Origin of the sequence: Clostridium senegalense (assembly GCF_018916625.1) — a bacterium.
GTDB classification, from domain to species: domain Bacteria; phylum Bacillota; class Clostridia; order Clostridiales; family Clostridiaceae; genus Clostridium_J; species Clostridium_J senegalense.
In genome coordinates, this window is sequence record NZ_JAHLNC010000010.1 from 1 (window position 1) to 23625 (window position 23625).

At 25.2% G+C, this 23625-nt stretch carries 20 protein-coding genes; 4 read left to right on the forward strand and 16 right to left on the reverse strand.

Annotated elements, in window-relative coordinates:
* The 5 genes from KQI36_RS14930 to KQI36_RS14950 all read right to left on the reverse strand — a co-directional run.
* On the reverse strand, positions 1 to 306 hold a 306-nt coding region (locus tag KQI36_RS14930), incomplete at its 3' end, for a transposase (RefSeq protein WP_216451589.1).
* 145 nt (positions 307 to 451) lie between these two features.
* Complete coding sequence (locus KQI36_RS14935) at positions 452 to 937, reverse strand: biotin transporter BioY (protein WP_342357398.1); 486 nt, start codon at positions 935 to 937, stop codon at positions 452 to 454.
* A gap of 223 nt (positions 938 to 1160) precedes the next feature.
* Positions 1161 to 3407 (reverse strand): VIT and vWA domain-containing protein, encoded by a 2247-nt coding sequence (locus tag KQI36_RS14940; protein WP_216451591.1) that lies wholly within the window; start codon positions 3405 to 3407, stop codon positions 1161 to 1163.
* A gap of 622 nt (positions 3408 to 4029) precedes the next feature.
* The gene (locus tag KQI36_RS14945) at positions 4030 to 5022 is read right to left on the reverse strand and encodes a WG repeat-containing protein (protein WP_216451592.1); all 993 of its coding nucleotides are present in this window, start codon (positions 5020 to 5022) and stop codon (positions 4030 to 4032) included.
* Between the two features lie 162 nt (positions 5023 to 5184).
* Positions 5185 to 6396, reverse strand: a complete 1212-nt coding sequence (locus tag KQI36_RS14950) for a 6-phosphofructokinase (RefSeq protein WP_216451593.1) — start codon at positions 6394 to 6396, stop codon at positions 5185 to 5187.
* A gap of 317 nt (positions 6397 to 6713) precedes the next feature.
* On the opposite strand from KQI36_RS14950, the gene KQI36_RS14955 reads away from it, so the two are divergent.
* Both KQI36_RS14955 and KQI36_RS14960 read left to right on the forward strand, forming a co-directional pair.
* Positions 6714 to 6893, forward strand: a complete 180-nt coding sequence (locus tag KQI36_RS14955) for a hypothetical protein (RefSeq protein ID WP_216451594.1) — start codon at positions 6714 to 6716, stop codon at positions 6891 to 6893.
* 241 nt (positions 6894 to 7134) lie between these two features.
* The gene (locus KQI36_RS14960) at positions 7135 to 7314 is read left to right on the forward strand and encodes a hypothetical protein (RefSeq protein WP_216451595.1); all 180 of its coding nucleotides are present in this window, start codon (positions 7135 to 7137) and stop codon (positions 7312 to 7314) included.
* A 93-nt stretch (positions 7315 to 7407) separates the two neighbouring features.
* On the opposite strand, the gene KQI36_RS14965 is transcribed toward KQI36_RS14960, so the two are convergent.
* The 3 genes from KQI36_RS14965 to KQI36_RS14975 form a co-directional block, all read right to left on the reverse strand.
* Entirely contained in the window at positions 7408 to 8685 is a 1278-nt protein-coding gene (locus KQI36_RS14965; RefSeq protein ID WP_216451596.1) for a TraB/GumN family protein, read from the reverse strand.
* Positions 8686 to 8923: 238 nt separating this feature from the next.
* Positions 8924 to 10147: an MFS transporter gene (locus tag KQI36_RS14970; protein WP_216451597.1), complete on the reverse strand. Its 1224-nt coding sequence runs from the start codon at positions 10145 to 10147 to the stop codon at positions 8924 to 8926.
* A 234-nt stretch (positions 10148 to 10381) separates the two neighbouring features.
* Positions 10382 to 12583 (reverse strand): DNA topoisomerase III, encoded by a 2202-nt coding sequence (locus KQI36_RS14975; RefSeq protein ID WP_216451598.1) that lies wholly within the window; start codon positions 12581 to 12583, stop codon positions 10382 to 10384.
* 690 nt (positions 12584 to 13273) lie between these two features.
* On the opposite strand from KQI36_RS14975, the gene KQI36_RS14980 reads away from it, so the two are divergent.
* Together KQI36_RS14980 and KQI36_RS14985 are read left to right on the forward strand one after the other, a co-directional pair.
* Complete coding sequence (locus tag KQI36_RS14980; protein WP_216451599.1) at positions 13274 to 13828, forward strand: hypothetical protein; 555 nt, start codon at positions 13274 to 13276, stop codon at positions 13826 to 13828.
* A 206-nt stretch (positions 13829 to 14034) separates the two neighbouring features.
* The gene (locus tag KQI36_RS14985) at positions 14035 to 14265 is read left to right on the forward strand and encodes a hypothetical protein (protein ID WP_216451600.1); all 231 of its coding nucleotides are present in this window, start codon (positions 14035 to 14037) and stop codon (positions 14263 to 14265) included.
* Positions 14266 to 14361: 96 nt separating this feature from the next.
* Here the strand turns inward: KQI36_RS14985 and KQI36_RS14990 are convergent, their stop codons facing one another.
* The 8 genes from KQI36_RS14990 to KQI36_RS15025 form a co-directional block, all read right to left on the reverse strand.
* On the reverse strand, positions 14362 to 15801 hold the full coding sequence (locus tag KQI36_RS14990) for a DEAD/DEAH box helicase (RefSeq protein WP_342357401.1): 1440 nt from the start codon (positions 15799 to 15801) through the stop codon (positions 14362 to 14364).
* 204 nt (positions 15802 to 16005) lie between these two features.
* Positions 16006 to 17604, reverse strand: coding sequence for an ABC transporter permease (locus KQI36_RS14995; protein ID WP_216451602.1), 1599 nt, complete (start codon positions 17602 to 17604; stop codon positions 16006 to 16008).
* Complete coding sequence (locus KQI36_RS15000; protein WP_216451603.1) at positions 17597 to 18310, reverse strand: ABC transporter ATP-binding protein; 714 nt, start codon at positions 18308 to 18310, stop codon at positions 17597 to 17599. The genes KQI36_RS14995 and KQI36_RS15000 overlap by 8 nt, the downstream gene beginning before the upstream one ends.
* Positions 18311 to 18560: 250 nt before the next feature.
* Positions 18561 to 19631, reverse strand: coding sequence for an NAD(P)H-dependent flavin oxidoreductase (locus KQI36_RS15005; protein ID WP_216451604.1), 1071 nt, complete (start codon positions 19629 to 19631; stop codon positions 18561 to 18563).
* Between the two features lie 775 nt (positions 19632 to 20406).
* Positions 20407 to 21525, reverse strand: coding sequence for a sensor histidine kinase (locus KQI36_RS15010; protein ID WP_216451605.1), 1119 nt, complete (start codon positions 21523 to 21525; stop codon positions 20407 to 20409).
* A complete protein-coding gene (locus KQI36_RS15015; RefSeq protein ID WP_216451606.1) occupies positions 21515 to 22207 on the reverse strand; it encodes a response regulator transcription factor in 693 nt (230 codons plus the stop codon). Before KQI36_RS15015 ends, KQI36_RS15010 begins: the two co-directional genes overlap by 11 nt.
* The gene (locus KQI36_RS15020) at positions 22200 to 22937 is read right to left on the reverse strand and encodes a M15 family metallopeptidase (RefSeq protein WP_216451607.1); all 738 of its coding nucleotides are present in this window, start codon (positions 22935 to 22937) and stop codon (positions 22200 to 22202) included. The genes KQI36_RS15015 and KQI36_RS15020 overlap by 8 nt, the downstream gene beginning before the upstream one ends.
* A gap of 375 nt (positions 22938 to 23312) precedes the next feature.
* Positions 23313 to 23600, reverse strand: coding sequence for a metal-sensing transcriptional repressor (locus KQI36_RS15025; RefSeq protein ID WP_216451608.1), 288 nt, complete (start codon positions 23598 to 23600; stop codon positions 23313 to 23315).
* Positions 23601 to 23625: the final 25 nt, after the last annotated feature.

Below are 23625 nucleotides of genomic sequence, written 5' to 3' on the forward strand. Positions count from 1 at the left end.
AAATCTTTCTTTATATAATGTTCCGTTTGATCCTTTTTTCTTATTATAATAAAATGTATATCTTTCTTTTATACTTTTCATAATAACTGATATATCCCCACCATAAGAATCCACTATGAGATGAACATGCGTATCCATTAAACAGTAAGCATATATCTTAAATTTATATTTTTCCATACTTTTTGATACTTTGTCCATAAACATTTCTTTATCATAATTATCTTCAAACAAAGGTTTTGCTTTGCATCCTCTTATTCTTACATGATAAATTGCATTTTCTGCTTTGACTCTTGCCTGTCTAGCCAAAATAAAATCCCTCCTAAAATGACTGTTATTATCTAAAGCTTTGACAGTATATAAATAATTAATCAAGAACAAAGTAACTTTTATATAATAAAAAAAGTCATCACACTACTAAATTTAATTTAGTTTTGCAATAACTTTCTAAACTCTACAATTTCAACCTCTTTTTTAGCGTTAATCCTATTGTAATTGCTGATATGTACTTTATTATATCAACTATGATAAATGGCGCTACACAAACTATTAATGCATCTTTTAGAGTAACTTGTGCTAGAAAAGCATATTGCATAGCCCCTAGTCCATAATTTATAATCATAGAACCTATTACACCTAATATCATATAATATAATTTATCTGTCTTGTAGGATATATACCCCATTAACGCAGCTATTAAGGGAAATGATAAAATAAATCCTCCAGTGTAACCTACGATTAAATGAAAACCTCCACTAAGTTGTGTAAAAACTGGTATTCCTATAGAACCTAGTAATATGTATATTATTTGTGATATAAAACCTCTTTTGCCACCTAAAACAACACCAGTTAGAACCACTGCAAAAACCTGCATTGTAATCGGGACTGTTGAAAAAGGCAATGGAATTGCTATCTGTGCAAGAAGTGCGGTTATACTCACAAATAGCCCGCATATTATCATGTCTTTAACTGTAATTTTCATATTTTCCTCCGTAAACTTTAATTTATATTTTAAGTTTACAATCATTTTAAAGTATTGTCAACTTATTTTTTTATTAGGTTTACAATATGTTTTCATAGTAATTTATCATAACTTATTGCAACAAAATACATATTAAATTAAAAATAAGGCACTTTTTTAGTGCCTTATTTTATACTTATTCCTATTTTAACACCAAATGATCTATTAATCCTTTTAAAGTATTGTCCTCTAATTTTTCATTCTCTATACTTGATTTTAATATGGTTTCAGCTTTATTTATATCAATATTTCTTTTTATTAATTCCTTTTCAAAAGTTTCATTCCATTTTTTCGCCCAAGATTTTTTATCATTTTTAATAATTATCCTTTTTAGTGATTGATTAAAGGCTAAGTAACAAGCGATAATTGTAGTTTCACTATAATTTTCTATCTCATCATTTAAAGCATAAACTATATATGATAATCCTTTATTCAATAGGTTTTTATATATATTTATTTCTTCTTTTCCTTCAGTGAATCCTATAATAGACTTAGCTGTATATAGTATTTTATCCTCACTAGTATCTAATATTGAATCCGAGAACGCTCCACTTGCAAATTGATGAGATGCTAAAATCCTCATCATTTCTTTTCTAGTAGCTTCTGAAAAATCTTTATTTAAAGAATTTCTGTAATATACTCCACAAAAATCATCTATATTGTCACTTTCTTCATATTTTATATTAACTGGTAGAAATTTTTTAAATGCAGTGTTTAAAACTGGATCATATACTTCTTCTATAAGAATAAAAGATGTTTTACTTGTTAAGACTCCAATTTTTTTAGATAATTCTATAAGTTTATTTTTCATAGAATTATAAATTTCGCCTCTTTCAAATCTTATTCTTTGTTCAATAGAATCGCATCTTTTTTTATACCAAACCTTTTCTATAACATTCGCATTTTCTTCAAGCTCTAAATTGTTTAAACTAACTCTTCTTTGAACTCTTCTCTCTCCAACCATTCCAGTTAAAGTAACTACCCCTTCTGCTTTTCCTCTTACTTTAGCAAATATAGAAAATGGCTCCTCATCATACATATACTCTATAGTTCTAGGATATGTTTTTTCAACATTCATATCTCCAAAATCTAATTTTATATCTGTAACTTGCAATCCCCTTATTCTATTGAATTGGTTTAATATAGTATCCTCAATTTTATTGTTATCATTTATATACTCTGCTTTACCATAAGTTATTCTAGCTAATTTGTTTATAAAATACGTATTTACTGATGCATCTATACCAAAAGGAAATATCCTACTATTTTCACAAACTTTTTCAACATAATCTAATATCTCTTTTTCATCATCTACTATATCATCAGTAAATAGTAATATAGTATTTTCCTTTCCTTTATGATCATCTTTTAATCCATGTTTTATACCTTCAAATATTAGTGCATCATCTTCACATTGAAGATTATCAATAAATTTTGAAGCTAAAATTAAGTTTTCTTCATTATATAGGACTTTTCCACCTTCATTAAAATAATGAAGTTTGTCACCCATAGCAACTATATTAAATGCATCTTTCTCATTTAAACTTCTAAGACATATTTGAAGAGCATTTTTAGCTTGTAATAATTTTTCTCCTTCCATAGAACTAGATATATCTACCAAAAACTCATACTCATGTACTAAATTTTCTTCTTCCTCTTCTATATCTGGCATAAATCTTAAATATAGTATATTACTATTATCTTTAGGATTTTCATATATCATTCCTGTTGTTTCTTCTAATTCTTTTTCTGTTATATAGATAACTAAATCTCTGTCTAAATATTCTGTTTTATTGAAATAAATTTTATATATATATCCATCACCTTTTTCAACTGCTATATCATGAGTTGGGCTTTCAAATTCTACTTCATTAAAAGGTTCAACTAATAAATTTAAATAGCATTTATAATCATTTTCATTCATCAAATTCTTGCTATTTTCTATGTTTATCGGTTCAACAATTTGAGGTATTGTAAGTTTTAAACTTTTTTCTTCATATTCTAATTCTTCTATATATGATATTTTAAGTTTTATAGTTTCTCCTGATATAATTTTTCCTATAGATATTTTAAAATCATTTGCATTAATTTCTTCTAATAAAAAATTAGAACTTTCTTCTTTTAATTTATCGCAAATCTTTTCTGCTTCTTCTTTACTTTCAATAGTAGTCTTTATAGTTCTTCCACCAATATTCGCTTCAAATCCTGAAAGTACTGCTGTTTCTGGAATTGGGAATGTAAATACCGCTTCTACATCATTTCCCCCTCTATTCTCATAAACATAACTTGTAGAAAACTCTACAAACTCTCCACATACGTAGCCCGTAACGTCAACTTTATCTAATATTACATTGTTATCAGTATCGTATATCAAATTAGGATTTTTCATAAATTACCTCTCCTTTAAAGTTTCTCTCTCTTTAAATTCGTTAATAACCTTTTAAATACTATAGCATTCCAAATTAACTTTTGAACTTATCCATTTGAAAACTTGGATACCTAAAATAGTGAAACATTCTCTGAATCTCTTAGAATTCAACACTGCATTTTGTATGAAAATATTTTAAAGTTATTGAATAAATTTAAATTTGAGCTTGTTTCCTTATATTTATTGATAATAAAACTTCAAAATAAATTTAGATTTTTTGCCTCGTTAATTACATAATTTATTTTAAATAAATACTTAATATATTATTCTTTTAGTTATTTAATTATGTATTTATCTAAGACTAAAATCTTTATAAATTTATCATAATCATATATTAATATAAATTTTATCAAATAATTTAAAATAAGTTAAGATTATTTTGAAATTTCTTTATTTTTAAAGTGATAAATATACTTGCCGTGCTTAATTTTAAAAATAGAGCAAATTTATTTTGCTCTATTTCTATATTAATATTTATCTAAATCTCTAATAATATACTAACCAAATGCTTATCTTATTACTCTTAAATTTTCTTTTTTACGGCATTTTTATAAAATTTTAATTTATATCAAATACTAATTTTCTAAATTATATCACCTTTTTTATTTAAATACATTTCAGATTCATCTTTTATAACTTTTGCCACTCCATCATAAAAATTCTCTACTTCATCATATTCAAATGGTATTATCACTTCATTTTTATCATTAACAAAACCCCATTTATCATTTAACTGTACTGAAAATAATCCTTCATTAAAGTCAAATACATTTTCGTAATTACAAGGTATAACAATTTCACCAGCTTTATTTATAAACCCATACTTATCTCCATCAAATATAGCTGCGTACTGAGAAATGAAGTTATCACACCATTTATATTTATTTTCTATAACAAATTCACCTGTTTTATCTATGAAACCATAAAAATCATTATAACTTACCGCTGCTAGCCCCTCATTAAATCCATTGGCAAATTCAAATTCTTTGTCAAAAACTTTTTTTCCATTCTTATCTATAAAGAAAAACTTGTCATCTATAGCTACTACCGCTAGCCCATCACTAAAACTGCTTCCAAAATCATATATAAAGTCCACTATAACTTCTCCACTACAATTTATAAATCCAAATTTTTCGCCTTTGCGTACTAAAGCTAATTCTTCTTCAAATTGACTTGCGTCATCATAAGAAAAAGGTATAACAACTTCACCTTTTTTGTTTATGTATCCATATTTTCCTAGTAATTTTACACTTCCAAGACCCTGTGTAAAACCTTTAGCTTCTTCATATTTAAGTTTTATAATTTCTTTTCCACTCTCATCTATGTAACCAAACTTATGATGTATTTCTACAACTGCAACACCTTCATTAAAATAATTTATATCATCATATTTAGGATTTATAATTATCTTACCATCCCTATTTATAAATCCACATAACCCATCTATTTCTACCAAAGCCATATCATTTTCAAATTCATCTGCAAAATCAAATTTATAATCTATAATTAAATTTCCCAATTCATCTATATAACCGTATTTATCATCTTTTTCCTTTGGATATAATTTAACTTCCATTTAACAACACTCCTAACTATATTTCTATATCTTTCAAAATTATATAATACTCTATTGTCCTTAAATAGTAAAGCCAATGGGTATTAAACCCATTGGCTTTTATATGGATAAAATTTAAGGTATGGTGCTATAGGTTTTGCACCATTTAATAAATCTCGTTAGCTATTTTATTTTTACATATTTAGGTAAACCATTCTCATATTGAATTTTAGGTTCACCAAATATTAAAGGAAGTGTATATTCATAAGCTTCATCAGTTACATTGTTACATTCACTATTAATCCAAGTTTTTGGAAAGTATTTAACCTTGTTTGCAACTAGATTTGTGCTTAAAGTAAATACTTCTGATTTATATGGAATATTATTTACTCTTTTTATAGCAACCATATAACCACTTTCTATATTTTCACAATTTTCTAGGGCAAATTCCCCTAAATTATATGCTTCTTCTATATCCCTTTGAGATGCATAATGCATAGAACATCTTTGAAGTGTAGATAATTCAACTGCTCTTACCTTTTTCACACCACTTTGCTTTAGTAAATTTTTAAGATAATTGGCTACACCACCTAATTGAGCATGTCCAAATTTATCAGTACCAAAGGAATTCATTTGTGATATAAATTTTCCATCTTTATCTCTTAATCCTTCAGAAACAACTATAGTTACTGTATTTTTAACTTCAAGCTTTTTCTTAACATCATATAAAAATTTTACTTTATCAAAAGGCATTTCTGGTATGTATATAAAATCAACTACTGGCTTATTATTTATTCTTGCAATAGTTGCACTTGCAGCTAACCATCCTGTATCTCTTCCCATAGACTCAATTATAAAAACATTTTTAGTGTTGTATACATCAGCATCTAAACTATTTTCTAGTGCTGTTGTTGCTATAAATTTAGCTGCACTACCAAAACCTGGTGTATGATCCATAACATCTAAATCATTATCTATAGTCTTAGGTATTCCTATAAATTTAATATTTGAATTTATCTCTTTTCCAAAAATACTTAATTTATTTACTGTATCCATGGAATCATTGCCACCTATATAAAAAAATGTATCTATGTTATATTTGGAAAGTAATTCAAATAATTTTATGTACTCTTCTTTAGAACTATTAGCATTTTCTAATTTATATCTACAAGATCCTAATCCTGATGATGGAGTATATTTAAGATTGCAAACAATATCTTTATCAATTTCAGATAAATTTACTATATTCTCATTTAATATACCCTCAATCCCATTTATACCCGCATACACATTATCAAACTTTTTATATGTTAAATTTTTTTCAAAAACACCTATTACACTTGAATTTATAACAGAAGTTGGACCTCCTGATTGAGCTATTAAACAATTTTTCATACGCTTTCCTCCAATACTAATATAATTTATATTTAAAGGTAAATCTATTTTAAGTTATGTATATATCACTAAAAATGTTAAACACTATTTATTTTTTAAATATTAATATAGTATAATATTTTAATCAAAAATACTTTTTTCTTTAAAAAGTATATCACATTTATTTTAATAAAGCTATACTATTTATTTTATTTTTTACTATTTTTTATATTTATCTTTTATTATCTAAAATAATATATTTTATTTAATTATTAATTATATGTTAAATAATATTATAATTAGTATATAAACAACTATTATAAAAAGGGATGAAAAATATGATTTCACTAATTATAGGGGGAATTTTTGTTATTTTAGGACTTATTATATTTATCCAAGCTCTTATAAAAAAAGAAATTTCACCTAGTAATTTATATGGGATTTCTAAAGAAAAATATATAGTTACAAACAAAGAAACTTTTACTAAAATTATGATTAGAGAAAATTACATATGCTAAATATACATTATGTTTTTAGGAATACTTTTAATTTTAACAAAGGAATCTATACTGGCCAGTTGTGGAGCTTTTATTATGATTATACAATTAATATGCAGACATTATGCAAAGAGATATGTTGAAATACTCTAATTTAAAAATGATTATATTTTTTTAATGTATACAAATTATAAATATATATGTATATATTTATATTCCGTACTATATATTAATTGATTTTAAAAATTAAGGGGGAATTATATTGAGAAAAAATAAATTATTAAATGTTCTTAGATTAGCTACTTTGTCAGTGGCCGTGATATGTATTTTAATAGCTTTAATTAAAGGTGAGTTTGGTGCATATTGGTTAATAGGATGGATTTCAATGATTCTATCATCTATAATAAGTCTTAGTATACATAAACTAGTAAAAAATAACTAATGCAAAATTTATTCTATTCCTAATTAATTATGTTATTAAATAAAAAGGACAAATATACTTGCCCTTTCTATTTAATATTGACATTTATTATCTTTACTCTAATGGTTCTACTTGCAGTGAATTTTTAACTAGAATTATATATTGAAAATAGTCTGTTGTTACCTTATCATTGTCCAATATAATCTCATCTCCAGTTAATAAATTTTGATCTAAAGCTTTTGAGTATGGTGATTTTTCTCCATTCAATTTAATTATGGAGTTGTCAGTATTTATGTGTTTTTCAATTATATTGTTATTATTATAATCTGTGTAATTAATTACATCATTTAAATAGTGATTGCAGTTTTCATATAAAGTCATTATAGTGATCATTTTAACATTATTATCTTCATTAATTAACGTACCAAAAGATCTATTTTCTTTTAACTCATCTGATAAGTTTATCCCAGAAGCAGTATAGCAATGTTGTCCTCCAAATTGTCCAAAATATTTTCCTTCATTAAAATATTTTGATATTGTTTTAAAATTGTTATACATAATATTGTCTCTAATATTAGTAATATTGCTTAATATATCATCTAAATTTTTATTTTCATCATCAAAATTAACAGCATTTTGAGTATTATATATTGAATTTAATACTAAAAATAAATCTCTATTATTTTCTTTGCTTAAATTTTTCTTATAATAATCTTTATAACCATTCATTTCTTCATATAGCTTTAATATGGATTGTTTTACATTGTTATAATCTTCCTTATTAACGCTATTATTATTTGCTACTTCAGTACTTATTTTATTAATTTCTACAATTTTCTTAAGATGTTCTTTACTTTTGCTATCTAATTTTATTTTAGATAATTCTTCTTGTAGATAATTTAATGTTTCATCAGTTGTTGCTGCGTCTATGCCTAAAGTGATAATTCTATCTTTTTTATCTAAAGTTGAGTTGAATTTATACAATTCTTTGTAAAATTCATAGTCTTCTTTATTAAAAAAATATATATCATCTAAAAGTTTCTCATCACCTGTATCCAAGTATCTATTTATTTTTATACTATTAACATAACTACCTTCAAGCAATAGATATTTTAAATCAAAATTTTTACTCATATACTTTAAAAACTTCATCTTAATAGAATAATTAGCCTTAGTTCCATGGCCTTCACCTATTAAAATCAAATCTGATTTTTTCATATCTGAATCTAGAAAGCCTAAATTTGAAAAATTATCAACTTCTTCTAAATTTAATGCCTTAACATTTTCATTTAAATAAGCATTATACATTTCTTCTGTAATTTTTTCTTCTTCACAACCTATTAAAAACACACATAAGAACATCGTAATAATAATTACTGAAATTTTTTTCATTTACACTCCCCCCTATTCCTTAAATCCTTGGTTATATTATAATGTATATAAATGTAATTTACTACCTATGATAACTATTCTTAAGATTTTACTTCACTATAGTATATCTATAATTTTTTTGAAAATTTACAGATTACTATTTTACATTTTTTGTTATTGCTCTTACCACTATAGTCTTATAATTTATAAATTTAGTCTTAAACCTATTCTTTTTCCATATATCGTTATCTATTTTTAATTAAATAGATACATTTTTCAACTCATTACTTTTTCTTTTTTTACTACTAATCCATAAAATTAGAGCTCCTAACATCATTAATATTGTAGATAAATAAAAACCTATTACTTTTGAACCTGTTAAATCACAAACTACTGCTGTTATATAAGGGGATAATACTGAACCGGACATTCCAAAGAAATTAAATATCCCTAAAGTTAATCCGTAATTCTTTGGTTCTGTGATTTCTGCAACATAAGAAACAATAATTGGATCTATTGCAAGTTTTCCAAAGAAGCCATAACAAATTAATCCAATCAATAATATTACTTTTGAACTAGCCTGCGCGCTGACATAAAGTGAGATTGCCGAAAGTATAATAAGATAAACTATTATTTTTAATTTATACTTATTAAATTTATCAGAAATTCTCCCAAAAAATATTGCACTTGGTAATGCTGAAAATGCACTTACAGCAGAAATGTATCCCACCATCATCCCTTCAAATCCACGTTCAGCTTGTAGAAAATTAGGTAACCACGTAGCCATCATATAATATCCATAACAAATTGAAAAGTAAACAAATGAAACAGCTATTAATCTTAAATTCAAAATAGTTTTTAATGAAGTTTTTTCACCTTGACCTTTTGATTTTTTCACTATTGGTGTATTGTTTGGTAGAAATTTTATAAAAATTAATAATACCATTACAATGATTGCGCTAGTAATAAATAATAATGTTCTCCACTTAAAACCTAAGATACTCAAAAATGTAGATCCTATCATACCGATTCCCATACCAATAGCCGTACCACTATTAATCACTGCATTTGAAAAAGTTCTTTTATTTAACGGAATATTTTTTATTGAAAGAGAGTAGGAGCAAGCAAAAAATACCCCACTAGCTAATCCACAAAAAAAATTAGCAACATACATGACTTCTATTGAAGGTGCTAATCCCATACAAAAACTAGCTATTGCAAAAATAATAAAACTTGGTAGTAAAATTCTCTTTTCCCCATATTTATCTGACATTATACCTGCTGGTATTTGTATTAAAGTGTAAGCTAAAAAATAAGAACTAAATACTAATGCTATTCTTGAATCAGATTGAACATTTAATCCTGCCTTAATATTGGGCAAAACAGGATTTAAAACTGTTCTACTAATCCAAATAATAGTCCATCCTAAAAATAATATGGTTATAATCTTCTTCCAAGAAACTAAATCCGAATTACTTTCCATTAAAATTCCCCCTAAAATAATAAATTTGTAATATTTTTAAAAATACTTAAACATATCACAACATTATAAATAAGAATAATAACATTAAACCTTCTTATATTTTACATAATTTATATAATATAGTAAACAAAACCACTATGTTGTAATTACATAAAAAAGGTATGTAATAGTTAAAGTTCCAGTCTTCTTTACACTATTTCATACCTTTTATTTCACTTGTTTTTTATTCTAATTTTATTTATTCGATTCTTTAAATAAATCCATTAATCCTGCAAATGCATCATTTATTGGTGCATCAGCTTCTTTTTTCATCTTCTTCATATAATTATTTACATCTCTTTTATTAACTTTATCACTTTTTTTATCAAATCTTTTATTAAATGATGAAGCTTTTTCTCTAAAGTTACAGTTTGCACCAGAACATACATAAATTTGTCCATCCCCATGTCCTTTTAAAAGAAGTTTTTTCTTACACTCTGGACATCTTGCATTTGTTGTTCTACTTATAGATTCTCTATGTCCACATTCTCTATCTTGGCATACATTCATAACACCAGTTTTAGTTTTTACTTCCAACATATATTTTCCACATTTTGGACATTTACTTCCAGTAACATTGTCATGTACAAATTTATCACTACTTGATTTTACATCTCCAACAAGTTTAGTTGCATAGTCTCTCATAGAAGTTATAAATTTTTTATCATTAGCTTTACCCTTACTTATAAGTTCTAAATCACTTTCCCATTGAGCAGTTAAAAGTGGTGATTTTAAATCTTCTGGAACTAAATCTATTAGTTGTATTCCTTTAGATGTAGGAATTATATCTTTGCCTTTTTTCTCAATATAAAACATATTATATAATTTCTCTATTATATCAGCTCTTGTAGCAACAGTACCAATTCCACCTGTTTCACCTAAAGTCTTAGCAGCGTTTTTATCTACATGAACATATTTTTGTGGGTTCTCCATAGCAGATAGCAATGTACCTTCATTAAATCTTGCAGGTGGTTTAGTCTCTCCTTTTTTCATGTCCACAGATAAAATTTTAACTTTTTCACCCTTTTCAAATTTAGGTAGCATTTGCTCTCTTAAACCATCTATATCTTCTTTATCATCATCCATTTCTCTATCGTATACAGCTTTCCATCCCTTAGACTGTACAACTTTACCTTTAGCTAAGAACCTTTCGCCTTTTACATTTACATCAACTGTTGTTTGAATGTATTCAAAAGGAGGCAACATTACTGATAAGAATCTTTTTATAACTAAATCATATACATTGCGTTCTTCACTACTTAAATGTGAGATAATTACTCTTTCTTCTGTTGGAATTATAGCATGGTGGTCACTTACTCTATTATTATCTACAAAAGATTTATTAGCTTTAATACCTTTTCTTATTATATCATCACAAAACATTCTATAATTCCCAAAAGAAATAGATTTTAATCTATCTTTTAATGTTGGAACTATATCTGTTGTTATATGTCTTGAGTCTGTTCTTGGATATGTTAATATTTTATGATTTTCATAAAGTCTTTGCATTATAGACAAAGTCTGTTTTGCCGAATATCCAAATATTTTATTACAATCCCTTTGAAGTTCTGTTAAATCATAAAGCATAGGTGCATAATTCTTTTTAGCACTTTCCTTAACTTCTACTACAGTTCCTTCTTCTTTATTTGTTTTTGCAACTATACTTTCTGCCACTTTCACATCAAATATTCTAGAATTATTCTTATTATCTACATGTGTTAAATTAAACCCATTACATTTCCCATTTATTGTATAATATGTTTTTGGTTTAAAATGCTTAATTTCATTTTCTCTATTTACAATCATTGCAAGTGTAGGAGTTTGAACCCTTCCTGCTGAAAGAGATGCATTATATCTACAAGTTAATGCTCTTGTAACATTTAATCCTACAACCCAGTCAGCCTCTGCTCTAGCTGTTGCTGCCTTATAAAGATTTTCATATTCTTTTCCATTTTTTAAATTTTTAAAACCATCTAAAATAGCTTTATCCGTTTGAGAACTTATCCAAAGTCTTGAAAGGGATCCTCTATAGTGACATTTATCAAGTATCCATCTTGCAACAAGTTCACCTTCACGACCTGCATCTGTTGCAATCACTACAGACTCTATATCATTTCTTCCTAAAAGTTTTTTTATTTCATAAAACTGTTTCGAACTTTTCTTAATAACTTCAAGTTTCATTTTATTGGGAAGCATCGGTAAGTTTTCCATGTTCCAGCTTTTATATTTATCATCATAGCTTTCTGGTGATGCTAATGTTACTAAATGACCTAAAGCCCAAGTAACTATATATTTATTTCCTTCTATATATGATCTTTTATTTGAATTACATTTTAAAACCCTAGCTAAATCTCTTCCTACACTAGGTTTTTCCGCTAATACTAATATTTTTGACATTTTAATACCTCACTATATTTCTATATTTAATTTTAGTAATATTAACAAAATATAGGTCTGTAAACTTATTACATTGTTAAATAACAAAATAATTTTTCACCTTAAACCAACCTTTTGATACAGATAAATAAAATTATTCAAAGTTAAATTTCAAATCTATTTACCTACTTTTAATTTACTAATTGAACATTTTGGTAGTTACTACATAAATGTTATACTATAAAATTTAAATTATCAACAATAACTGGTTAAATAATTATTTTTTCATTGCAAATAATATTAACTTTTTATAATTAAAGTAATTTATATATTTTACTTTAATGTATTATTTTTCAATATATAGTGCAATTTCAATACCTTGTTGTAATATTTTATTTTTTATTTTATTTTATGTAAATATATTTTTTTAAATTTTAGTGCCCACTTACACATTTTTCACATATATTAAAGTACAGAACTATATTTAAATTACATTATTTTATAGTGAAACAAACTCTAATTTAAATTAAAATCATTATATGTTTGTATCACTGTTTTATATGTTAAAGTTCTGCATTAAATAAATTTGATAATAATTTAAAATACCATAATAAACTATTATATAATTAATTTACAGAGTAGTTTTGTAGAAGTATTTTATAATATACTAAGTTTTATCCCTTAGTAACTTCATACCATAGAGGTGTTTGTATGCTAGAAAATACTTTTCAAAAAGAGTTAAATATTCTTAAACAAAAACTTACTTTTGCAATTGGTAACTACTCATATATTAAAATAGAAGAACCTATGTTCTTGGAAAATAATATATATCTTATAAATATATTTGTAAATTGTAATGACAATATAGCAAAATGTATTAGAGCAATACTTCCAAAGTTTTATAATCTAAAAAATACAACAGTATATGTTAAAGTGTTTAATTCTTCTAATACAGAAATTAATTTTGAAATTTCTTCTTTTACAGAAGAAGATGTTGCACATTTATTTTATATTGCACTTTATAATAATATATATTTTAAAGGCTGTTTGCTTACAAAATACTACTTGCCTATAGAAATATTAGATTTTATAGGACAAGTTGTCATTGTAGTTTATAGTGAAGTTCTTTTCTCTAAAGATATAAATAAACTTTCTTTTCCTATAGAAACCATTTTAAATGAAGTTTTCATTTTATATTATAACCCTGATATAAAAGTTAGTTTTGTAAGTAATAAAAATATTTTCTTTAACAATAAATTCTTATAGTAGCAACGGGAGTTATTTAAAATTAACCCTTTCTTAGAATTAAAAAGCTCCCTTGCTTTTTTTATATTACAATTATTTATCCTAGACAATTGTAATACAGAAAAGTACTAAATTATTTTTTAAAAGGAGTTTCTAGTATAATTATTGAATTTTAATATTGAAGTTTGCGTAACTTTTATTAAACTAAGAATAAAGCGAGGATAATTATGAAAGATAAAATTTTGAACATAAGTATATTTATATTAAGTCTTATTTGCTTATTAATATCACTTAAATTATTTTGGAATATGGGAATTTATGTTGATGAATTTGATACTTCACTTGATGTAGTCTTAGGTGGAGATTTATGGCTGTCTATGGATTGGGCAAGATTAGGATTTTCAGCAATATTATGTGTATTATCTGGTGTAAACCTATTTAAAAAAATTGACAAATAATCTAACTTAATAAACTGGTACCTATAGACTGTACACAATACTAAAAGTGTCTTATCTATAGATACCAGCTTATCAAAGTTTTCTTTTTAATTTAAATTATTTTTTAGCTTTTTGAATTTTAACTTTTTTTCCTTTTACAGATATTTCTTTATAACTGCTTAAAAGTTTTTTTCCTTTTCCGTTTAATATATCAACAAAAGAACATCCATCCTGAACATCTATTATACCAATGTCATCGCCAGTAATTCCTTCAAGATTACTTATAGCTCCAACTATATCTATTACTCTTATCTTCTTCTTCTTTCCACCATTTATATAAAGTTTTACAACATCACTATGTATAGTTTCTTTACTAATTTTCTTTTTGTTATCTTTTAAATCATTTTGGCTTTCTTTAAACTTTTTCTTTCCTTCTCTAACTTTTTCATCAGTTGGGAATTCTCCCTCTTTTATTTCATAGCCTACATATTCTTCTATTTGTTTTAAAAATCTTTTTTCATAATTATCAACAAAAGTTATTGCCTTTCCTTCCTTACCAGCTCTACCAGTTCTTCCTATCCTATGCACATAACTTTCTTTTTCCATTGGCACTTCATAATTAAACACGTGGGTTATACTATCTACATGTATACCTCTTGCTGCTATATCTGTTGCAACAAGAATTTTAAACTCTTTATTTTTGAATTTTTCCATAACTTGCATACGTTCATTTTGTAGCATATCACCATGAAGCTCTTCAACTAAAAATCCTTCTCTTTTCATAAGTCCATACACGTACTTAACTTTGTCCTTAGTATTACAAAATACTATTGCACTATCAGGTATTTCACTGTAAATATTAGTCCATAAAGCTTTAAATTTTTGTTTGTCTTCAATGTGTAAATAGCTTTCCTCTATTTTAGCCTTATTTAATACTTTAGATTCAACGTTTAAAATTTCAGGAGATTTCATATAATTCTTACTTAAATTTTCAATTTCTTTTTCAATAGTTGCAGAAAATAATGAAGTAACCCTTTCTTTAGGTAGCTCATTTAAAATTTCTTTTATTTGATCTATAAAACCCATATTAAGCATTTTATCTGCTTCATCTATTACAACAAAGTTTATGTTATCTATTTTTAATGTTCCTCTATTAATATGATCTATTACTCTTCCTGGAGTTCCTATAACAATATGTACTCTTTGTTTTAATTCTCTTATTTGATCATTAAAAGGTTGTTTACCAAAAATAGCTGCTGCTCTAACCTTTTTCAATCTTCCTATGTTAGATATGTCCTCTTTAACTTGCATAGCTAATTCCCTTGTTGGAACTAACACTAATGATTGTACTACTGAATTTTCTATCTGTGTTTTCTCACATAAAGGTATACCAAAACTTGCAGTTTTACCACTTCCAGTTTGGGATTTAACTATAATATCTTCCCCTCTTAAAAGATATGGTATTGCTTTTTCTTGTACTTGTGACGGTTTATTAAAACCTAAATTTTTTAAAGCTTTTAATATATGTTCATCTAGATTTAAATCTTCAAATAATATATTTTCCATTAAAACTCTCCTTATTATATAATTATTTATAAATGTAAATATAGTGTTATAAAACAAATTAAAGGAGGCACATTCTCCTCCTTTAAACCCACTATACACTTGACATATAAAAAAATAATAAATTAATACACTTATATATTATTTTTTCTATATGTCTTGCATAAAATTCCACCTTTAAAGTCTCTATATATAGTATTATAATTTGTTAAATAATTCAACACCTTTATTTTTTAATATATTACATAAAATAAATATAATACATATCAAAACTAAAGCTAAAATGCTAATAAATATATTTATATTTTTAAATTTTAAAAGTATAAAGCTAATAACTGGTATAACTACAATAACCATACCAAGCATTACTCCTAAAAAGGAACTTAAACTTTGCTTTACTACTACTGTTTCTGATGTCCAAACAAGCTTTGGAAAATATAAATTTATAATAAGCCCTCCTATAGCTACTGTAATTCCGTATAACGTAGGTATTATTAAATACCATAACAACTGAATTAATGTTGCTTTAAATGCTATTGCTAATAATACTGAATTTATTATTACAGCTGGTAAAATTAGACTTAAGTTAAAGATAATTTTACTTTTAAATATATCTATTGTTCTTATAGGAGATGACTTTAATATCCACAAATTATTACTTTCTAAAGATATTGAAGATGAAGTTGTACATGTCATTACTACACAAAATGACATGATTACTATTACAAAATTTCCAATAAGATCCTTAGCTACTGGAATATCTAAAATTTTCATTAATTGATCCTGTCCGAAAAACAAAGCTATTATTGACACTATTGTTAAAAGAACTATACCAAAAAAAGTGTTTAAAACATATACACTACTTGAAAAGTATCTTTTCATTTCCTTTTTAATTAATGCCTTTAATTGAGATGACTCAGCTAACTCCTTCATTTTATAGTTATCTTTTTTATAAGTTTCCATAAGTTTAGAATTTATAAGTTTAAAACTTTTATTAAATACATATATAAATAAACCAAATACTGCTATAGAAAGTAATATAAAGTTAGAAGCATATAAAAAATTTAAATCTTTTATTGCTAAAGTAAAGTAGTAAGCTGGTGGATATACTTTTTTAAGGATATTACAAATACCATTCACATCTAATGCTTCTGGACTAATACTATTATCTAAATTCATAGATATTGCCATAAATAATATTACTGCTATAAAACTCATTATTATTGTTGCTAAATTTTTATATTTCATTCTTGATGAAACATAACTTATTATAAAAGCTATTATAGATGCAACTACTATTGGTATAAATGGTACAAATATAAAAAGTATAATGAAATTTATAACATTTAAAAAGTTTGAATTACTATTTATAAAATAAATTATAGCTGGTGGAACCATTACTATAATCTCTACCAAATAATTTATAACTACTAAGTTGAGAAGTTTACTTAAAAGTATTGTATATGATTTTAATGGCAATGCCATTAGAAAGTCAAAATCCTTTTGACCAAAAAGAAATCCCTGTGCTTTATATAATGATGTGAAAAATATAAGAGCAGTACTTCCAATAACTCCAAAATATAATAAAATTTCTAATCCTCCAATAGTACTTAACAGCTTTCCTATTTCCATAAAGTATTTAGAGGCAATAAAAACTAACATTCCAATACTTATAGCAACAGTTAAAAACATAAGTATTATTCTACTTTTCTCTTTTTTTGAAGTTTCTTTTAGTAGCTTATTTATACCTGTTAAATTTAAAAAATCTACTTTTATAAGTGCAATTAAATTACTCATTATCAACCAACTCCATAAATAAATCTTCTAATGAACTATCTCCTTTAACTTCATTTACAGGTCCATTAGCTACAATTTTTCCACCTTTTATAATTGCAATTTTATCGCAAAGTTTTTCTGCTACTTCTAAAACATGAGTTGAAAAGAAAATAGAATGTCCATTTAAACAAAGCTCTTTCATTATCCCTTTTAATGTATGAGCAGCTTTTGGGTCTAAACCAACAAAAGGTTCATCTAATACTAAAAGTTTAGGCTCATGAATTAATGCAGATATTATAGCAAGCTTCTGCTTCATTCCATGTGAGTAAGATGCTATTAAATCACCTAATGAAGCTGTTATTTCAAATTTTTCACTATATTCATTTATTCTTTCTTCTCGTTCTTTCTTGCTTACTCCATATATATCAGCTATAAAATTCAAATATTGTATTCCTGTTAAAGCATCATATAAATCTGGATTATCTGGTATGTATGCCATAATTTTTTTACATTCTAAAGACTTTTCTTTAATAGAGATATTATCTATTAGGATATCCCCTTCTTCAAAATCTAATATTCCTACTATAGATTTTATAGTTGTTGTTTTCCCTGCACCATTATGACCTATAAATCCAAATATTTCGCCATTTTCAACTTGAATTGAAACATTATCAACTGCTTTTTTTCCACCAATATAAGCTTTAGATAAATTCTTTATCTTTAACATTGTTAATCCCCCTGTTATTTATTCTTTATTTTATATTAGATATTTAGACAATTATCTAAATATCTAATACGATTATATTACTTTTATTTTATTTTGTCTATAATTAAACATGATTTTAAATACCAACTTAGAACCCTATATAAAATCACTTTCCATAGTGAATTAAGATTTATACCATTAACTTGATAAAAGCTTGTAAAATTAAATTTTACAAGCTTTTATTACATATTAAATTAATTTATAAAATACTTTATGCTCTTTCTATTCCTTCAACTAATTCATCCATTAACTCTTTAACTGTAGTTATTTTATCTATTTTATATCCATTATCTCCTATAAATATTAATCCCTCATCTACATTCCCTTTTACTGAACTTATAAGAGCTTTTGATATACAATATGGTGTTTTAGTTGGGTCACATGGTATTAAACAATTATAACATCTTGTTATTTTTTCTTTTTCCTTTGAAACTTTTAAAATAAAATCATTTTTAACTGCTCTACCAGGCATACCTACAGGACTTTTAACAATTCCTATATCTTCTTTTTTTGCATTCACATAAGCCATTTTAAAATTTATATGAGCATCACATTCCTTTGTAGCAACGAACCTTGTTGCCATTTGTACACCATCTACACCTAATCTAAGATACTTTGCAATATCTTCCCCACTATAAATTCCTCCAGCTGGTACTATAGATATATGTTTTTTATATTTTTCTTCATAACTTCTTTTTAACTCTAAAATATCTTTAACTGTTTTATTAAAATCTAAGCTTTCTATATTCTCAAGCTCTTCATTATTAAATCCTAAGTGTCCACCTGCTCTAGGACCTTCTACAACAATAACATCTGGAATCCTATTATATTTTTTGTCCCAAACTCTTAATATTAATTCTGCAGCTTTTACACTTGATACAATAGGAGCTATTTTTACATTATATCCTTCCACTAACTTAGGTAAATTTCTTGGTATTCCTGCACCAGAAATTATAAGATCAACTCCAGCTTCTAATGCTACTTTTACATGTTCCTCATAATATCTTGTTGCCACCATTATATTAATTCCTATTATTCCATTTTTACATTCTTCTTTAGCTTTTAAAATATGTTTTTTTAAAGCTCTTAAATTAGCCTCTATTGGGTTTTTTTCAAAATCTTCTTCATCATATCCAATTTGAGCCGTAGAAATAATTCCAACTCCTCCGCACTTTGCAACTGCTGCTGCTAAAGACGATGATGAAATTCCAACTCCCATTCCACCTTGTATAATTGGTAGCTTTGCTACTAAATCACCTATTTTTAATCCTTTAAAAAGCATAATTATAATCTCCTTTTAAAAAAATTATTTTGATTATCAAAATATTTTATAATCAAAATAATATTATACATCTTAAAATTTGTCAACTTTTATTCCATAAAGTGGTTTTGAGTTGGATTTATATTTATATTAATTTTAAAGTTTTAAATAAAAAAATAAAGAACTCTACATTTTAATTATTGTAGAGTTCTTTATTAATTTTCTTTATAATTAATATCTAGTTAAAAAGAGCTTTTATTTTACTGTTAATTTTACCATATAATATTTAATGCTAATAAACATGATATATCATATTTATTAGATTACTAAATAGAAAATACATAAATAATATTGTAAGCAATATATAAAATACAATTCTAAAAAACATATATTTAGAACACTCTTTTAATATCTCTTTAACTTTTAATAAAATATCTTTAATTGCATAAATTCCAGCTATAGTAAGTGTTAAATAAAAGGCTATCTCTATATAGTAGTTACTCATTATTTTCTCATTTCTAAATAAAAATAGAAACGTAATAAGTAAAATAAAATTTAATATTCTTAGCATAGTATAAATCCTATTTTTCATTATTTACATTACCTTTCTAATCTTTTACTTGAATTGATTATATCACACAACTTCCATTTCTTTACTTAAAATTTTCTTAATTCCGATTATCTTAAGTATTTTACTTTGACATATAAAATAAGCTATATCAAAATAAACTTTACATATCATATTAAAGTTATATTAATTTTAAAGTTTTAAATAAAAAAATAAAAACTCTACATTTTAATTATCGTAGAGTTTTTTTATTGGTAATTTAATTTCAAATATAGTTTTTTCATCATCACTATATGCACATATTATTCCATCATGTAATTCAATGATATTTTTAGTTATGGCTAAGCCTAATCCAGACCCGCCTATATTACTATTCCTTGACTTTTCTACCCTATAGAATCTATCAAATATATGAGGGAGATCTATTGATGATATTGATTGACCATAATTTATAATTTGAATTATAGCCGTATCACCTTCGGCTTTTGTTTTTATATCAATATAATAGCCATCTTTCCCATACTTTATAGCATTAGACAATAAGTTTTCAAATGCTCTTACTAATTTATCTCCATCTGCACTTACTACCAACTTATCTTCTGAAAAATCAACCCTTGATTCCATATCTGCACTCTTAAATTGGTACTCAAAATAAGCTACTACCTGTCCTAACAAATCAACTAAATTTATATCTTGCTTATGTATATTAATAGTATTATTTTGCATTTTAGTAAGTTCAAATAAGTCATTTATAAGTACATTTAAACTCTTCGACTTTTCATATGCTATATTAACATAATACCTAAGTGCAACTTCATCTTTATATTGATCATTATCAATAAGCTCTAAATATCCCATTATTGAAGTTAGAGGAGTTCTTAAATCATGCGAAACATTAGTTATTAAATCATTTTTAGTCTTTTGTGCATTTCTTTCTGCTACTGTTATATTTTTAAGTTGTTTGGATATATCATTTATATTGTCTGCTAAATTTTTAATATCTCCTTTTCCATCAATATGTATTTCCTTATCTAAATTTCCATTAGCCATTGTTTCAGTTTCTTCTATAATAGCTACAAAATTTTTATCCTTTTTATAAGTTATAATTAAATAGAAAATTAAAAATAAAACTAATCCTACTATAAAATTGATGTATACTCCTACTATTTCATACTTAAGTACTCTCCAAAAGAACCAAAAATAATAAGCAAAATCATTATCAAATTCCACATATAAATAATTTAATAATATTTTTATAATATATGCCGTTATTAAAGTTAATATTAAAGACATTAACATATCTCCTAATGAAGATAATTGATATTTATATAGTCTTTTATTTCTCAATTTTGTAACCAACTCCCCATACTGTATGAATTATTTTATTGCCTTCCATATATTCCTCTATTTTATCTCTTATTCTACTCATATGTACCATAACCGTATTGTTTGACTGATAATATCTTTCTTTCCAAACCTTCTCAAAAATTTCTTCTGCACTAAAAACTCTTCCTCTATTATTAGCTAACAAATATAAAATTTCAAATTCCCTTGCTGTCAAATTTATTTCTTTATCATTTATAGTTACTTTATGTTTGTTTTTATCTATGATCATTGATTCTATTCTTATCACATCTTCTAAATTTTGCAATTTAGCATTTAGAAAGTATGCTCTTCTAAGTAATGCTCTTATTCTTACTGTAAGTTCCAACTGATTAAATGGTTTGCATAAATAGTCATCAGCACCAGTCATGATTCCTTGTATTTTATCTATATCTTCAGATTTTGCACTTAACATAAGAATAGGCATATTATATTTTTCTCTTATCTTTTTGCAAGTTTCCAGACCATCCATTCCTGGCATCATTATATCTAAAACTATTAGACTGATATATTCCCTATTCAATATTTTTAAAGCCTCATTTCCACAACTTGCTTTAAATACAGTATACCCTTCATTTTTAAGATTTATTTCTAATAAATCTCTTATTTCCTTCTCATCATCTACTACAAGAATATTATTATTCATTTAATCCTCCATATATATGATTATTTTTCAAGTATTCTTCTAAGGTAATTTCATTATTATAAATAGACCTAGCATTTTCTTTACCCACATACCTAATATGCCAAGGTTCATATTCTATTCCCGTTATATGTTTTTTTCCATAAGGATATCTTATAATAAATCCAAATTTATAACAATTTTCTTCAAGCCAATCAGCTTCTTTTGTTCCTTTTACAAAATATCTATCTCCATTAGTAATGTCTATACATAAACCTGTTTGATGTTCACTAAATCCTGGTTTAGCTACATAATCATCTGCACTTTCTTTGCCCTCCCACATTACCCTACTTCCATAAGTCTTTTTTTGTAATTTATATGACCTATATCCTGAGTTTCCAAGTAATGTTATTCCATCTAATTTAGCTTCATTTATTAATTCTTCTAATGGCTTTACAATAATTCCTGATACATGTTTCTCCTCATCTGTAGCTTCATCTGTAAACTCTATATTAGGTATTGTTAAATCTTTAGGTTGATACTCTTCATCTAAACCATACTCATAATTTACTAACATTAACTCTGTATCTTTATTAATAATCTTTTTTTGCTCTGACAAATGGTTAGTTTTTAAGTTCAGATTAATTCCTTCTAAATTTAAATCATATAATCCTACAGATAAATAAATAACTATATAAAAAAGTCCACAAATTATTATAGTAATTCTTAAGATATTTTTAAATATATTTTCCATAAAACTTACCTCTTTTTCTATGTGATAAATATATTTTAGAAAATAGAGTTTACAGTATTTATAAAAATTTCTTAAGAAATCTTAAGTTTTAAAACATATATATAGTATTTTCACATACAAAGTTACTTTCCTTTAGTTATACCCCATTAATTTTTGAATAAAACCTTTAATATTTATAAACTCTAATAATAATTTAAAAAACATATTAAGATTTTACTTTATATCAATTGTATATTTTTAAAATACCTAGACCTAAATTTTTATGACAAAATAGAACTTAATATAATAAATTAAGTCCTACTTTATTTTTATTATAAGTAAATTTAATAAATTTTCATTTACTATTCCTTAAGTTTATATCTTCACCTTTGTATATTATTTCATAAACTTATCAATTGCATTATTTAAATCTTTAAGTACCTTATCATCACCTGTTTCTATAGCATCAACAACACAATTTTCAATATGATCTTGTAAAATAATTTTACCAATATTATTTATTGCTGATTTCACCGCAGAAACCTGTATTAACACTTCACTACACTCTCTACCTTCTTCAACCATTCTTTTTACAGATTCTAAATGCCCAATTGCTCTTGAAAGTCTATTTACTACAGCCTTTGTATTCTTATGTGTATGCTTATGTTCATTGTTCTCATTCATATAGCCATTCTCCTTTTTATTCATT